This is a genomic window from Mesorhizobium sp. WSM4815, assembly GCF_055811575.1.
On the sequence record NZ_JBVVQS010000088.1, the window covers coordinates 1 to 13837 of the forward strand.

The following is a 13837-nucleotide window of genomic DNA, read 5'->3' on the forward strand; positions in this document are numbered from 1 at the left end:
CTTCATTCTGCTGCGCCGGCTGCGGGACAAAGCCGTGAAGCACAACGCCGCGCTGACCGGGCTCTCCATGGGTATGAGCGGAGACTTCGAGGAAGCCATCGAGGAAGGCGCCACTGTCGTGCGCGTCGGTCAGGCCATCTTCGGCAAGCGGCCGACGCCTGACGGCCACTACTGGCCGGGTTTCGTCCCCACCGATCGAGGAATTGAACCATAATTTTTCGCGAACGGCCTGTATGCTTTTCCGATCACCCCCGCCGATCGTTCCGGCCGGGTCGACGTTGACGTGCTACGGAAACTGGTCAGCCGGCTGATCGCGGCTGAGGTCGATTCCATCAGCCTGCTCGGCAGCACCGGCATTTATATCTCACTAATGCTTTCGCCAATCATCAATGTTGCAGAGATGGGCGCAGAGGCGAAGCTGCCAATCTCCCTCCTTGCGGGGGAGATGGCCGGCAGGCCAGGGCGAAACATTCCAGATACGCTGTTGAAGCATATCTCGCCGCTGAGTTGGCAACATATCAACCTGACAGGCATCTACACCTGGGACACCGAGCATCAGATGCCCGAAGGCTTTCGAACCCTTAGGCTACCGACCCCCGCCCGGCGAGCCGCATGAGCTTCACGATCCGTTCGGGCTTAGCGCAAGATTTTGTACAGCTCTTGTCCTCACCCCAGATTGTGAGCTAAGGACACCTTTCGTCCTGACAATCATGGTATCCTGCAAAGAAGATGCGGAGTGGCAAGCGGCCAGTCACTCGGACACTGGCTGCCTGTGGGAATGTCCACGAGGCGACACTTGGGTGAATCATATATGGGCACGTCGAGTAAGATGACGAGACGATATTTCGGAACGGACGGGATCCGGGGAGGGGCCAACAAATTTCCGATGACCGCCGAGGTTGCGATGAAGGTCGGCATGGCTGCCGGCCTGTCGTTCCAGCGCGGCCACCATCGCCATCGCGTCGTGCTCGGCAAGGATACGCGGCTGTCGGGCTATATGATCGAGAACGCGCTGGTCGCGGGCTTCTGTGCCGCCGGCATGGATGTGTTCCTGCTGGGGCCGATTCCGACGCCGGCGGTCGCCATGCTGGCGCGGTCGCTGCGCGCCGATATCGGCGTGATGATCTCGGCCTCGCACAACCCCTATTACGATAACGGTATCAAGCTGTTCGGCCCCGACGGCTACAAGCTGTCGGACGAGATCGAAATGCGCATCGAGGCGCTGCTCGACCAGGATGTCGACATTTCGCTGGCCGACGCGGATGGGCTCGGGCGCGCCAAGCGCGTGGACGGCGTGCACGACCGCTATATCGAATTCGCCAAGCGCACTCTGCCGCGGTCCATGTCGCTGGCGGGCCTGCGCATCGTGGTCGATTGCGCCAACGGCGCCGCCTACAAGGTGGCGCCGGCAGCGCTTTGGGAACTCGGCGCCGAGGTCATCACCATCAACAACGAGCCGAACGGCTTCAACATCAACGAGGAATGCGGTTCGACGCACCCGGTGGGCCTCTCCAAGAAGGTTCATGAAGTGCGCGCCGACATCGGCATAGCGCTCGATGGCGACGCCGACCGCGTGGTCATCGTCGACGAGAACGGCGCTGTCGTCGACGGCGACCAGATCATGGCGCTGATCGCCGAATCCTGGTATCAGAGCGGCCGCCTGGCAGGCGGCGGCGTCGTCGCCACCGTCATGTCCAATCTTGGCCTCGAACGCTTCCTCGGTGAAGCCGGCCTGCAACTTCACCGAACCCAGGTCGGCGACCGTTACGTGGTCGAGCACATGCGCGCGCATGGGCTGAATGTCGGCGGCGAGCAGTCCGGCCATATCGTGCTGTCTGATTTCTCCACCACCGGCGACGGGCTGGTCTCGGCGCTGCAGGTGCTGGCCTGCATCAAGCGCCAGAACAAGCCGGTCAGCGAGATCTGCAAAAAGTTCGAGCCGGTGCCGCAGCTCATGAAGAATGTGCGCTTTTCCGGCGGCGAGCCCCTGGAGACAGCACCCGTCAAGGCCGCGATCGAGGATGCCCGCAACCGGCTCGGCAAGTCCGGCCGCCTAGTGATCCGGCCTTCCGGCACCGAGCCCCTGATTCGGGTTATGGCCGAGGGCGACGACCAGAAGCTGGTCGAGACGGTGGTGAACGACATCGTCGGCGTCATGGCCGAGATCAAGACCGCTGCCTAGACGTGCGGCGCTTGATGCGCCGATGGTCCTGATCCGATTGTTGAGGTACTTGCTCTTGCGGATGCGGATCGGCTTCAGCGCTGGTCGCGATCGATTCCGCAGAAGTGTTCGGCGTTGCAGGAAATGATCGCCTCATGATTGGTCGGGCTGCCGTCGATGACGATGCGATCCGGTCTGCCGTGGCGCTCCAGGGCCTTCCGGAAGAAGCGCTTGGCTGCCGACAGGTCGCGGTGTTCGCTGAAGAAGAACTCGACCGTGTCGCCGACGCCGTCGACGGCACGATAGATACATTCGTTGGCCGCGTATCTTGATGTATGTCTCGTCCATGTGCCACTTGCCGGTGACGGCGCGCTTGCGCCCGTTGAAGCGCTCCAGAAGCTGGGGCGACAAGTGAACGACCCAGCGGTGCACAGTCGAATGGTCGACGTTCAGGCCGCGTTCGGCCATCATCTCTTCCAGATCGCGCAGGCTGAGGTTGTAGGCCAGATACCAGCGCACGCACAGCAAGATCACTGATCGGTCGAAATGACAGTCTTTGAACATAACAAGCGCGCTCCCCGAAAAAGAGAGGGCTTCGTGCCAGATATGGCTGCCATTCCGTTTGCGACAGAACCACCGAGCCTCCATGATTCAGTTCCGCCAGTTCAGCGGAAGGCCGACGCTTTCGCGCTCGCCGGAGCGCCTCGTTGAGAGCGATGCGGGTGAGCCTGGTAATTGAGCATGTTTTATCCTAGCGTTCAGAAACAAGCCAGTTCAGGCGCTATAGATTCCAGTAGGGCAGCCAACTCCAGGTTCGTCGACCAGGAGTGCTGCTTGATGGGGCTTACGGCGCGCTCGCTTCTCCAGCTTCTTATTCTTCAACCGGCCATCCATCTCGCTAAAACTTAGCCCGTATTGTCGGTAGCGGGCTAAATTTTGGCGATAGCCACAGCTGGGTTCTTGGACGACTCCGACGTCGTCTTTGCACGCAAAACTGCCAATCTTCAATCAAGGCGTGAAGGATCTTCGTTCAGTCAATTTCGTTTGAGTCAATCGTACTGTTTGCCATGAATGGCAGCTATAAGGCAGCGAAATATGAAGGGCAACTCAGGGTCACGATTTGCCCTTGTAGTTCCCCAGATCGAGAGTTCGCAAAGCGTTTCCGTTTCGCCCGTGCAACGGCCACGTATAGCGCAGGCATTGGGTCTCGGCCGATCGACTGTCTATCGGGAAATGAGGCGACTGGGCATCAGTCGACCGGCGTAGCGAGCATTTCCGACGTGGCCCTTGGCGTTTGCCTCCGACAGGCGCTCGCTTACCTGAGGCGCCATACGATGCCCGTGGATAGCCCACAGGCCTTCAGGTGACGGAACACCTTTGGGCAATCGACCAACTCTGCCAGATCGATTGCTTGTGTGGCCGCAACTCATCGACGACGTCGCGCCAGTGGCGCCGCGCGCCTCGGCCGAGCGGACGAGTTGACGCCGACGTTGCAGTGGCGATCCGCGTTGTCATGGCCGGCAATCCGGGTCGAATAAGGCTTTGTCGCAAATCTCCTACAACCCGCTACGCAACTTTCCGGCCTTCTCACAGGGCGATGCCAACAACGCTGTGCTTGCCGCCGTCGGCTACAACTTCAGCCTCCTGCTCAACTGGCTGAGGCCTTTGTGTGCCTTGTTCCTGGCAATGCTCACAACCGCCCCAACGCCCACCACTCCGGCCGCGATCAGCCTGAACCCCGCCCCCTCAGTTGGGACAAAGCGCTCCAACGCAGATCACTTTCAAGGTTGACGCGAAATCGCTTTCTTCACGGACGACTCGCAAACTCCGCTGCCGAACCCCTCGATCTATGCAGCGGCGAGCTCCGCGCTTATGCCCGTCTATAGACAGAGGAAGGCCCGCGACGAAGATGGGTAATGCGATAACTCCGCGGATGAGATAATGGCGAGCACGCAATTAAATTATTATGTCTTCCTAAGCCACACTCGCATCAGGAATGGCCTTCTCTCTTCTTCGCTGCAGGTAATTTTCTTCATGCATTATCACTCCATCAGAGTAGATGAGATTCCCGTCGCGGAACGTAGCGCGCAACCGGACATGAGGCTCAGTTTCGGCAATCACGAGATCGGCTCGCATTCCGAGCTTCAAAGCCCCGCGATCAGCCAAACCGCAAGCTTGGGCTGGATTGCGTGTGATAAGAGCAACGGCTCCGGTCAAGCCGCTATCGCCGATTTCCGCCATGGCAAACACCGATTGCAGCATGGCCGATGGATGATAGTCGCTGGCGAGGATGTCGAGCATACCCTGCCTGTAGAGTTCGCGTGCGGAAAGATTGCCGGAATAGGACATGCCCCGCAAGGCGTTTGGAGAACCCATTGCCGTCGAAAGACCAAACCGGCGCGCTTCCCGAGCCGCTTCAAGCGTGACTGGAAACTCACTGATCTGCACACCCAGGCTACGCACGAGCGTCACCTTTTCTGCCGTGTCGTCGTCATGAGAAGCGATGGGTATCCCGCGCCGCTGCGCCAGTTTCGTCAGAGCGACGACCGGCTCGGAGGCGTACGGATTGGCGGATACGCGGGCCATTCGTTCCTGTATGACAGTCCTTGCCTCTTGCTCGGATATCTTCCGAGCCTTCGCCAGGAGGGCTGCATACTTGTCGATGTCGCGATACTGCCCTTGGCCCGGTGTGTGGTCCGTGAGCGAAATCAAATCGAGATGGCCATCGTGCATCAGTGCTTCGACGGCGCTCGCCCACTCCGGAAACGTCACCTCCAAGCGGGCATGGATTTTATGGTCCACGAGTAGGGTGTCGCGCAGGTGCCCGATCGCCTCAATCGTCTGCTTGGTATGTTCGATCGACCGGACGTAGCCCGCGGAGGACAGCGGGTTGAGGGAGAGTGCCGCGAAAGCCGTTGTGATGCCGCAGGCTGCAAGCTTCTTGTCGAGCTCGAAGATACTCATTTCGAGTGGCATGCGCACGTTCGGCCGCGGCTCGATTTCGCGCTCCACCATGTCGCCATGAATATCGATGAACCCTGGCAGGAGCATACGTCCGCGTCCGGCAATCGTTGCGTTGGCGACCGGTGTCTCGACAATATCTGCAATGAACGCATCTTCAATGCGCAGAGAGCCTCGAGGAACTATGCGATCGGGCAAGACGAGTTGGAAATCACTCAGCCACATGGGATACCCTTGGTTGGACAGGCTGGAGATGAAGCTCACGATCGACGAGATTACCCACATCTTCGGGATGGTGGAAAACGCCAATCATCGCCACGCCTGACGATTTCAGGGCAGCGAGACGCGTCACGAGCGCGTGCCTCGCCTCGCGGTCGAGCGAAGCGGTCGGTTCATCCAGGAGGAGGAGCCGCTGCGGTTGGATCAAGGCCCGCGCCAGATTGACCTTTTGCTGCTCTCCTCCTGAGAACGTAGATGGATAGGCAGCCCAGAGATCACTCTTGATTCCAAATGTCGTGAGCCAGCGTCGTGCCTCGTCGATTGCTTCTGCATGCGCCGTCACTGACGCGCGGAGCGGCTCTGCCACCAGTTCCTCGGCAGATACGCGGGGTCGCGCCTGCAGGAATTGGGTGACAAAACCGATGTCGCGGCGGCGCAAGAACGCGATGTCCACATCGGCGGCGCGGACAAGATCGATCGTGCCTCCCCGCGTATGAAAGAACGCGCGGCCCGAACATGGCAGATAGGAACGATAGAGCGTGCGCAGCAGAGTCGACTTGCCGGCGCCGTTTTCACCGCTGAGCAGCAGGAATTCACCGGCGCGCAGTTCAAAGCTGATATTGGAGAACGCGGGAAGGCTGCGCTTCAAGTGATGCATCTCGAAATGCTTGCCGAGGCCCTGTACCGCAAGGATGGGCGGCGTGGTTTCCGCGATGGCTCCATGAATGTTCATCTGTCGGCCTCAGAGCTTTGCATGCACGAGTTGCTGGGTGTATTCATGCTGTGGATCCTGAAAAATCTGGTCTGCCAGCCCCACCTCGACGACCGCGCCTCGGCGCATCACCATCACACGATCTGCCATTGCCCTGATCACTCCAAGATCATGACTGACGATCACCATTGTGATGCGCCGCTCTCGTTGCAGCCTTTTTAGCGTGTCGAGCACCAGTGCCTGGACGCTGACATCAAGACCGGTCGTGGGCTCATCCAAGAGGAGAAGTACGGGCTCAAGGGCGATTGCCTTGGCCAACTGCACGCGCTGTTGCATGCCGCCGGACAGTTCAAGCGGCGGCGCATCCATCCTTTCCAGCGGAAACTCTGAGGCTTGGAGGGACGTCCGGGCACGACGGCGCAACGCCTCAAAACTGCGCTCACCCGCGATAAGCAGGCGCTCGGCGACATTGCCACTGCTCGTATGCCGCATGAGCAACCCGAGATTGGGATTCTGGTAGACGATGCCAATGTGACGCGCCCGCAGCATGCGCCGTTCGAAGCGATTGAGATCGAAGAGGTTGCGATCGTTAGCCAGTGGGGCAAGGGTATAATGACCTTGATCCGGGGTGTCCTCGAGGTTCATCATTCTCAGCAGAGTTGATTTGCCCGAGCCGGACTCGCCCACTATGCCGAACACCTCGCCCGGATAGACGGTCACATCCACGCCTGAGAGGGCCTGCACGTCCGCGTACCGCTTCTCCACCCGCCGCATGCTCAGAATCGGCTCGTCGGCCATCAATTGCGGCGCCTGGCGCTCGAAGGCCGCCAGTGAATTCAACTGGCGGGTCATCGGACGATCCTCCCATCTCGATAGTAGGTTTGGCCGATCGGTTGTTCCTCGCCCTCGGCCTTTGCGAAATGCTTGGCGCCGAAATTGCTGTCGGAAAGCTCGAAGCGCGACGAGCCGTCATCCTGCGGCAACTCGTTCATGAAGAAACCGGAAAGTCCCGTCCTGAAGCAGGTCTTGTCTGCGTGGTCCTCGATCCTGTAGGGCACGTCGTTGAACACGAGCGGTTCGACATTCGTGTATGGCGGGACAGCGTAGACCCTCTTTTCCCGCCCCGCTGACAGGAGTGTCAAATGCGCCGCCTTGTGAAGCTTCGGCACATCCCAGCGCGGGATCGGCGATGGACTTATCACGTGACGCCCGTTGACCAGGCTCGGATAGCTCGCCCCCTGCATAATCCGCCCGGAGCGGACCAGTTGCTCGTAGAGTTTCAGCCAGATCAAACCGTACTCGGCGTCACCGTGCATCTGGCGCGCGATGGAGATATCGGGTTCGACACTGCGCAAAGGCTCCGGATCGGGTACCTGCAGGATGAGGATCTGATCGCCCCGGAGCTTTTCTTCGGGGATTCGGTGGCGGGACTGGATGAGGGTTGCCTCCAGCGTGTCCCGCGTTTGGCGGGCTGAGCCAACGCGCTGCAGAAACCTTCGAATGTTGCTGGCATTCACCGAGTCGTCAGCCCCCTGGTCAATCACCTTGATGACCGATGCCGGCTTGAGAAGCGTCAGCGTCACCTGCAGGCCGCCGGTGCCCCATCCGCGGGCAATGGGAACCTCGCGGCTGGCGTAAGGGACCTGATAACCCGGAACGGCAATGGCCTTGAGAATACGCCGACGAACCTCCCGTTTGGCGGATTCGTCGAGAAAGCCGTAATTGAAGGCGCGCCACGGGCTGGTCATGGAAGCAAGCGTCATGACAACACCTCTTCGGCCTCGGGGGCACCCGGCGCATCGGCCTTTCCGTCGTCACCGGTCTGAGCCCTGTCGGCCTTTCTCCGTCGCAGCGCATCAAGGCTGCTTTGGAAGGTCACATAGTGCGGCAGCTTGAAATGGATGCAGAAGCCGGAGCTTTCGACCGGCTCCGTATGATAAAGAACGAATTCTTCGCTCAAGGCGGGATGCGAGCCTTCCTGCTTCGAAGCATGGTCGAGTGTGGCACCGGCGATCACCTTGACTTCATTCCAACCGAAGGTCGCGCAAAAGCCGAGATCCAGCTCGTCGTTTCGTGAGGTGTCTTTCGAGACAATTTCCGCCTGGCTCACTCGCACGCGGCCGGCACTGAACAGCGTTCCGCTCGGGTGTCTTATGCACACGTCGGCTTCTGCCAGCCGAAGCTCGTTTACCGTCGGGTGCGTGGGGCCGTAGCCCCGCATCGAAGAATAACCGATGGCAAGCATTCCGCCCGTATCCGCACGGGCCAGACTTTGCAGCTTGTGGGCGCGAGCAGCCGGGAACAGGAGCGGCTCCCGCGTCAGATCGGGAATGTCCTCAAGCGGAACGTCCTTTTCGCTTGAAGTGGCTATCAAACCCTGCTGCTTCTGCCATCGCGCAAGCGATGGCTGGTTCGACGGCGCAGGTGTTGGCGCCGGAGTGACGGCCTCGCTCGCGACCTCCTCCCCTGTGAGTGCCTCGATCTTCAGCAGACGATGGGAATAATCGAGAGTCGGTCCGAGAATCTGCCCGCCCGGAATATCCTTGAAGGCGGCGGATATGCGTCGGACAGTGAAGAGATCCTCCTGGCGGACCGGTTCCGCGATGAACAGACGCGGCTGCGTCGTGCGATAGGCCCGCAGAAGGAGGATGGCTTCATAGAGATCACCGCCCGACTGGGCCAGGGCAAGGGCAGCAAGATCAGGCTCGTAAAGCGAGGCTTCGCCCATGAGCCTGTCGACCAGGTAGGGAAGCATAGCCCGGATCGCGTCGACTCGCTCTCGAGTGATGGGCCCCAGTTCCTCCCGGTACAGGCGCTCGGCCTGCTCGATCGCGTGTTCGCCGCCGCGTGTGGCAACATAGGCCATCAATTCACCTCGATTGCAGTGGAGCGTGGGATGGCGATCAGGCGGGCTCCGTCGACGAGGTAGACGTCCCAACCCAGTGGATAGGGGCTGATCGCGCGTTCTTCCCAAAAGGTCGCATCGATGCCCGCGATGCTGATATCCATCCGACCATCGATCCCCGGGCCCATGAGGGTCAGCGCCTGGCCTTCGCCGAATCGGGCGGGCACAATCAGCGTTGCCGACGAATCGGGATAAAGAAATGCGCCCCGATGCGCAGCGGCTGCCTTTCGAACATCTGTTTCCGTTCCCAGCGAGACGAAAAGATAGTCCGCCTGATCGACGGGGGCGGGACGCGCGCGCGTCGTCAAGAGTGCGCCCGAGAGGTCTGGGTCCGACGCAAAAAACTGCGTCTCGGCGTCGAGTATGGTCGTCGCGAGAACCTCCACCCTTTCCGAGACCAGACGTTGAACCGTTCCAGGCTGTGCCATGGCCCACATCATCGCCTCGAAAGTGGCGTTTGCCTGCGTGTCTTCGGTGGACGGCTGAAAGGTGGTGAGCGTCATCAGAACGTTTCCATGTGCACGCGCGTTGCCTCGACCTTGCGGAGCCGCTTGTCATCCGCAACCGACAGTCGGCGGGCCTCTACCTCGAGAAAATCGAGAATAGCCGCAGCATCGATCCGCGCGGCGATTGCCGCGTCCACGGTCGCAATCGCCATGGCGCGCTGCAGGTCGTAGCCGAGTGTCGCGCCATACCCTTCAATTCCGCTTTCCGACAACTTGATGTGGGCCTCGGCGACCAGCACCTCGCCGACATGAAAGGTCGTGCCTTGAACGGTATCGCCATATGGCAGCATTGCCAGGCCCGTACGGTTCGACCGAACATCAATCTTGCCTAAGCGAGGAAGCAGATCTTCGGCGATCCGCTTCACGTTCTGAGCGTCCGAGCGCGCCAGGATGTCCAGAGATTCGCGATGGCTGAACCGTCCTATCTGTCTGTCGGAGGAGCCATCGACGTCGCCTTCCGTCATGTGTGATGCCTTTCCAAGTTCATAGACAACCGGATATCTCTTATACTTATTCGGATGACTTTTGCTACCCTGCTTCCATGACAAAGGAATGACAATCGTGGTTGGTCGGGCACGGTTGAGATGTTCCCGATTTCAACATCGGCTTCGAGATCGGCGAGAGCCTGTATTCGAGCTATGCCAACAATTGGACGCGCTTCGGTTTCAGCCCGGCGGCATCGCCGACGGGATCGAAGCCGTCAGTGCTCATGCCACCTGCATTTCAGGAACGCGGATGACTTCCCGCTCTATCGCGGCGCCCGCTTCATAGACAGCGGCGATTGCAGACTTCTGAAGTTTTCCGGAAAGCTCGTCGAAAACAACCTGTCCGCGCGACAGGCCGATGATACGATCGCAGAACTCCTCCGCCAGATCGAGCGCATGGAGGTTGCACACGACCGTAATGCCGGAATCGGTATTTATCCTTCGAAGAGACTCCATCACCGCGCGCGAATTTTGCGGATCAAGCGATGCAACCGGTTCGTCGGCCAGTATGATGTCCGGTTCCTGAACAAGGGCACGGGCGATGGCAACGCGCTGCTGCTGGCCGCCGGACAGCGTTTCGGCCCGTTGCAGGGCGTATTCCGCCATGTTCAGGTCGTGCAGCACCTCTATCGCACGAGCACGATCCGAGGCGGGAAAGGCTTTTATCAGCGTCGGCAACAAGGCAGAATGATTGAGACGGCCGACCAGCACGTTGGTGATAACGTCCATACGGTCGATGAGGTTGAACTGCTGGAAGATCATGGCGCAGGTGCAGCGCCATGCGTTCAGCTCTTTTCCATGCAACGTTGTGACCTCGCGACCCTTGAACCGGACACTGCCGCTTGTGGCCGTTTCAAGCCGGTTGACGAGCCGCAGAAGCGTCGACTTGCCGGCCCCAGAGCGGCCGATCACGCCCACCATCTGTCCTTTCGGGATCGAGATCGACACCTGCTTGAGCGCGGTTGTGGAGCCGAATTGTTTCGAGAGATTGCTAATTTCCAACATTGGATACTCCGCCTTGTGGGGCCTCTGACGATGGCGTCCCGGTCGTCAGCCGCGTCCGGATGGAGCGCGAGAGCCTGTCGATGATCGCAACAAGAAGCACGATGATGATGAGAATGAAGCTGACCTGTCCCCATTCGTTCACACGAATGCGGTCTGAGAGTTGAAGGCCGATCCCTCCGGCCCCGACAATGCCAAGGATCGACGCCGAACGCGTGTTCGATTCGAAGAAGTAAAGGGCGTTGCTGACGAAGACCGGTAGAACCTGTGGGAGAATACCGTAGCGGGCGACCTGCAGCCGGTTTGCGCCGGAGGAAAGCGCGCCTTCGATTGGCCTCCGGTTGGCGTTCTCGATCGCTTCGGAAAACAGCTTCGACAGTGTTCCAAGATCGCTGGCGGCGATTGCCAGAATTCCCGCGAACGGCCCGAGTCCCACGGCGCTGACAAAAAGCAGCGCCCATATCAGGACATCGACGCCGCGAAAGATATCGAACCCCCGCCGCGTCATGAAATGCAGCAAACGGTTGGCGACGACGTTGCGTGCGCCGAGAAAGCCAAGTGGAACTGCCGCTATGGCCGCCAGGAGCGTACCAAGGAAGGCCATGGCAAGCGTCTCCAACGCAGCGTGGAGGAATGTCCCGAGGTTCCCGCCATGACTTGGTGGGAGGAATGCACCGAGCAGGAAGCCGAGCTTTCCAAGACCATCCCAGAATTGCGTTGCGGAGAGGCCTAGATAGATGACGCTGAAAATGACAAGAGCACTCAGCGCACCCAACCCCAGCCAAGTCAGAAGACGTGCGGAAAGCGGGGGGACGAAAGCCTCCGGATAGCGCGAACGAAGCATCCTCGCTTTGACGTCAAGTGCATCAGCCATGGGAGAGGCCTCTTCCGATCAGACGCGTGCGGACCGCTTCGCAGAGAATGTCGGTCGCAACGACCGTTGCGATGATGAGCAGGACGATGGCGCTGATGTCGGTGTAGATGAACTGCCGGATTGCAAAATAGAGTTCCTGGCCGATGCCGCCGGCGCCGACCAGCCCGAGAACTGAAGCCGCGCGGATGTTAATCTCGAATCGCAGCAGGGCGTAGCTTGCAAAATTCGGCAGGACCTGCGGCAGAACGCCGAAGCGTACCACGTGCAACCAATTGCCGCCTGATGCCCGCACGCCCTCCAGTGGTCGCTGACTGATGTTCTCGCATGCCTCGCAAAAGAGCTTTCCGAGAGCGCCAGCCGAATGCAGGGAAAGCGCGAGGACGCCCGGCAGCGGGCCAAGGCCGAAGGAGAAAACGAAAATCAGCGCATATACGAGATCGGGGATTGTGCGCATGATTTCAAGCATGCGCCGCGACACGAATGCGACCGTAGGCGAAGGGGTGAGATTGCGAGCGGCGAAGAAACACAGGAGGGTCGCTCCGACAACGCCCGTCAAGGTTCCGAGAAAAGCAATCAGGGCGGTGTCGAGGATAAGCTTCAGCCAAGTGCCCAGATTCCAATACCAGTCGGCAATGTCGTTTGCCGGGCTCGAAATACTGATGGCAGGCAGCGTTCGTGCAACGTAGTCGAAGAAAGCTGGAAATCCGCTCGCAAGCTTGTCGAGGTCGATTTCTCCAACGACCGCCGCACCCGCTATCGCACAAGCAAAGAGCGCAGTGCCGGCGAACATTCTCCATCGATCAGAACGCCTCCGCTCGGTTCGGAGGCGTTCAAAATCAGCGACAGCGCGTGAGTGCAGGGCAGACACGTCAACCTCGATCACGGGTGGCCAACCGGGTTGCCGGTCAATTCGAGCGGCGATTGCGCTGATTCGCCTCGATCATGCGGATGATCGGTTCGTAATCCGCGTGGTCCGCCTTCACATAGCCACCGAGCGGGTCATTGTCGGTGAACTCTTTCCAGATATCCGGCGCGGCGGTTCTGAGTTCGATCATCGCCTCCGAAAACGCGTTTTTGAGAGAATCGGGAATATCGCCATGCGCGGCCCAGAGACTGTTCGGCAGGATCGGCGACTTCCAGATAAATCGGCACGCGCCTTCCTCGATCATTCCCTTGCCGGACATCTCGTTGCATTTATGAACGTCTTCCGCAGTCCAGCCTGTGATTGCCGCATCGACGGTGCCGTTGAGCATTGCAAGAATCCCTTGCTCATGGCCGCCGGCAAATATCGTCTCCTTGAAGAACGTGTTTGGATCCTTGCCTTCCTCCGTTAGGAAAAAGGACGCAGCGAGATATCCGGAGGTGGAATTCGGGTCCGCAAAAGCAACGACCTTACCTTGCAGGTCATCGATTGTCCGGTAGGGGCTATCCGCATTCACGACAATGGTCGAATGGTAGCCAAAATTGCCGTCGACATTCACTTCTTTGATGAGCGGCTCCACGGTGCCGTTCGTAACGCGCCACGCTTGCGCATAGGATGCCGGCCCGAAACGGGCAAATTCGATCTGACCACTGCGCAGGGCTTCGATGACGCCCGCGTAGTCGGTGGCCTGGCGAATGCGCACCGGCACGCCGAGCTTCCCTTCGAGATAGGTTGCAAGTACCCCGAAGCGCTCCATCAGCGCGCCATCGCTCTCGCTTGGGATGACGCCGATATTCAGCTGTTCGACGCCGTCCCAACCATCTTGCGCAAATGCACAGGTTCCAGCCATGGAAAGAGTCAGCGTGCCCACAATGGCACCCAGAAGATTACGACGATTGAAGTTCATCTGCATTCGCCTCCTGTGAGCATATCGTTCTTCATTCGGATGTTATGCATTATCATCCGAATGAAGAAATATCGCCTGGAGGTGTCAGCCATGTGACAAGTATGATACTCGGCTTTGGCTTCGAAGCGCCATGAGGTGTCGGCGAAGCTTGGAATTCGAATGACTTTTCCAGTCAGGCGGATA

General features: G+C 59.5%; 12 protein-coding genes and 4 pseudogenes. 4 read left to right on the forward strand and 12 right to left on the reverse strand.

Features of this window, described 5'->3' with window-relative positions:
* The 3 genes and pseudogenes from AC0L2B_RS10880 to glmM form a co-directional block, all read left to right on the forward strand.
* Positions 1 to 214, forward strand: a pseudogene (locus tag AC0L2B_RS10880) (YggS family pyridoxal phosphate-dependent enzyme); the annotation flags it as partial.
* A gap of 69 nt (positions 215 to 283) precedes the next feature.
* Positions 284 to 352, forward strand: a pseudogene (locus AC0L2B_RS10885) (hypothetical protein); the annotation flags it as partial.
* Positions 353 to 829: 477 nt separating this feature from the next.
* The gene (glmM, locus tag AC0L2B_RS10890) at positions 830 to 2182 is read left to right on the forward strand and encodes a phosphoglucosamine mutase (RefSeq protein WP_473745359.1); all 1353 of its coding nucleotides are present in this window, start codon (positions 830 to 832) and stop codon (positions 2180 to 2182) included.
* Positions 2183 to 2186: 4 nt separating this feature from the next.
* On the opposite strand, the pseudogene AC0L2B_RS10895 reads toward glmM, so the two are convergent.
* Positions 2187 to 2725: pseudogene (locus AC0L2B_RS10895) on the reverse strand (IS6 family transposase); the annotation flags it as partial.
* Between the two features lie 1023 nt (positions 2726 to 3748).
* Here AC0L2B_RS10895 and AC0L2B_RS10900 point away from each other — a divergent pair.
* Positions 3749 to 3952, forward strand: a pseudogene (locus AC0L2B_RS10900) (hypothetical protein); the annotation flags it as partial.
* Positions 3953 to 4135: 183 nt separating this feature from the next.
* On the opposite strand, the gene AC0L2B_RS10905 reads toward AC0L2B_RS10900, so the two are convergent.
* From AC0L2B_RS10905 to phnD, 11 genes are all read right to left on the reverse strand, one after another.
* On the reverse strand, positions 4136 to 5431 hold the full coding sequence (locus AC0L2B_RS10905) for an alpha-D-ribose 1-methylphosphonate 5-triphosphate diphosphatase (protein WP_473745360.1): 1296 nt from the start codon (positions 5429 to 5431) through the stop codon (positions 4136 to 4138).
* A complete protein-coding gene (locus tag AC0L2B_RS10910) occupies positions 5334 to 6074 on the reverse strand; it encodes a phosphonate C-P lyase system protein PhnL (RefSeq protein ID WP_473745361.1) in 741 nt (246 codons plus the stop codon). The genes AC0L2B_RS10905 and AC0L2B_RS10910 overlap by 98 nt, the downstream gene beginning before the upstream one ends.
* A 9-nt stretch (positions 6075 to 6083) precedes the next feature.
* On the reverse strand, positions 6084 to 6905 hold the full coding sequence (locus AC0L2B_RS10915; RefSeq protein ID WP_473745362.1) for an ATP-binding cassette domain-containing protein: 822 nt from the start codon (positions 6903 to 6905) through the stop codon (positions 6084 to 6086).
* Positions 6902 to 7816 (reverse strand): alpha-D-ribose 1-methylphosphonate 5-phosphate C-P-lyase PhnJ, encoded by a 915-nt coding sequence (locus AC0L2B_RS10920; protein ID WP_473745363.1) that lies wholly within the window; start codon positions 7814 to 7816, stop codon positions 6902 to 6904. Before AC0L2B_RS10920 ends, AC0L2B_RS10915 begins: the two co-directional genes overlap by 4 nt.
* Positions 7813 to 8919 carry a carbon-phosphorus lyase complex subunit PhnI gene (locus tag AC0L2B_RS10925; RefSeq protein ID WP_473745365.1) on the reverse strand — a complete coding sequence of 369 codons (1107 nt, stop codon included), beginning with the start codon at positions 8917 to 8919 and terminating at the stop codon, positions 7813 to 7815. The genes AC0L2B_RS10920 and AC0L2B_RS10925 overlap by 4 nt, the downstream gene beginning before the upstream one ends.
* Positions 8919 to 9461, reverse strand: coding sequence for a phosphonate C-P lyase system protein PhnH (phnH, locus tag AC0L2B_RS10930; RefSeq protein WP_473745366.1), 543 nt, complete (start codon positions 9459 to 9461; stop codon positions 8919 to 8921). Before phnH ends, AC0L2B_RS10925 begins: the two co-directional genes overlap by 1 nt.
* A complete protein-coding gene (locus tag AC0L2B_RS10935; protein WP_473745367.1) occupies positions 9461 to 9928 on the reverse strand; it encodes a phosphonate C-P lyase system protein PhnG in 468 nt (155 codons plus the stop codon). Before AC0L2B_RS10935 ends, phnH begins: the two co-directional genes overlap by 1 nt.
* Positions 9929 to 10171: 243 nt before the next feature.
* A complete protein-coding gene (phnC, locus tag AC0L2B_RS10940) occupies positions 10172 to 10954 on the reverse strand; it encodes a phosphonate ABC transporter ATP-binding protein (protein ID WP_473745368.1) in 783 nt (260 codons plus the stop codon).
* The gene (gene phnE / locus AC0L2B_RS10945; protein ID WP_473745369.1) at positions 10941 to 11825 is read right to left on the reverse strand and encodes a phosphonate ABC transporter, permease protein PhnE; all 885 of its coding nucleotides are present in this window, start codon (positions 11823 to 11825) and stop codon (positions 10941 to 10943) included. The genes phnC and phnE (AC0L2B_RS10945) overlap by 14 nt, the downstream gene beginning before the upstream one ends.
* Complete coding sequence (phnE, locus tag AC0L2B_RS10950; protein WP_473745370.1) at positions 11818 to 12708, reverse strand: phosphonate ABC transporter, permease protein PhnE; 891 nt, start codon at positions 12706 to 12708, stop codon at positions 11818 to 11820. Before phnE (AC0L2B_RS10950) ends, phnE (AC0L2B_RS10945) begins: the two co-directional genes overlap by 8 nt.
* 22 nt (positions 12709 to 12730) lie before the next feature.
* Positions 12731 to 13660, reverse strand: a complete 930-nt coding sequence (gene phnD, locus AC0L2B_RS10955) for a phosphonate ABC transporter substrate-binding protein (RefSeq protein ID WP_473745371.1) — start codon at positions 13658 to 13660, stop codon at positions 12731 to 12733.
* Between the last annotated feature and the right edge of the window lie 177 nt (positions 13661 to 13837).

Coding starts and splice junctions, on each gene's coding strand:
- glmM (WP_473745359.1), top strand. CDS start 830: ATGACGAGACGATATTTCGGAACGGACGGGATCCGGGGAGGGGCCAAC.
- AC0L2B_RS10910 (WP_473745361.1), bottom strand. CDS start 6,074: ATGAACATTCATGGAGCCATCGCGGAAACCACGCCGCCCATCCTTGCG.
- AC0L2B_RS10915 (WP_473745362.1), bottom strand. CDS start 6,905: ATGACCCGCCAGTTGAATTCACTGGCGGCCTTCGAGCGCCAGGCGCCG.
- AC0L2B_RS10920 (WP_473745363.1), bottom strand. CDS start 7,816: ATGACGCTTGCTTCCATGACCAGCCCGTGGCGCGCCTTCAATTACGGC.
- AC0L2B_RS10925 (WP_473745365.1), bottom strand. CDS start 8,919: ATGGCCTATGTTGCCACACGCGGCGGCGAACACGCGATCGAGCAGGCC.
- phnH (WP_473745366.1), bottom strand. CDS start 9,461: ATGACGCTCACCACCTTTCAGCCGTCCACCGAAGACACGCAGGCAAAC.
- AC0L2B_RS10935 (WP_473745367.1), bottom strand. CDS start 9,928: ATGACGGAAGGCGACGTCGATGGCTCCTCCGACAGACAGATAGGACGG.
- phnC (WP_473745368.1), bottom strand. CDS start 10,954: ATGTTGGAAATTAGCAATCTCTCGAAACAATTCGGCTCCACAACCGCG.
- phnE (WP_473745369.1), bottom strand. CDS start 11,825: ATGGCTGATGCACTTGACGTCAAAGCGAGGATGCTTCGTTCGCGCTAT.
- phnD (WP_473745371.1), bottom strand. CDS start 13,660: ATGCAGATGAACTTCAATCGTCGTAATCTTCTGGGTGCCATTGTGGGC.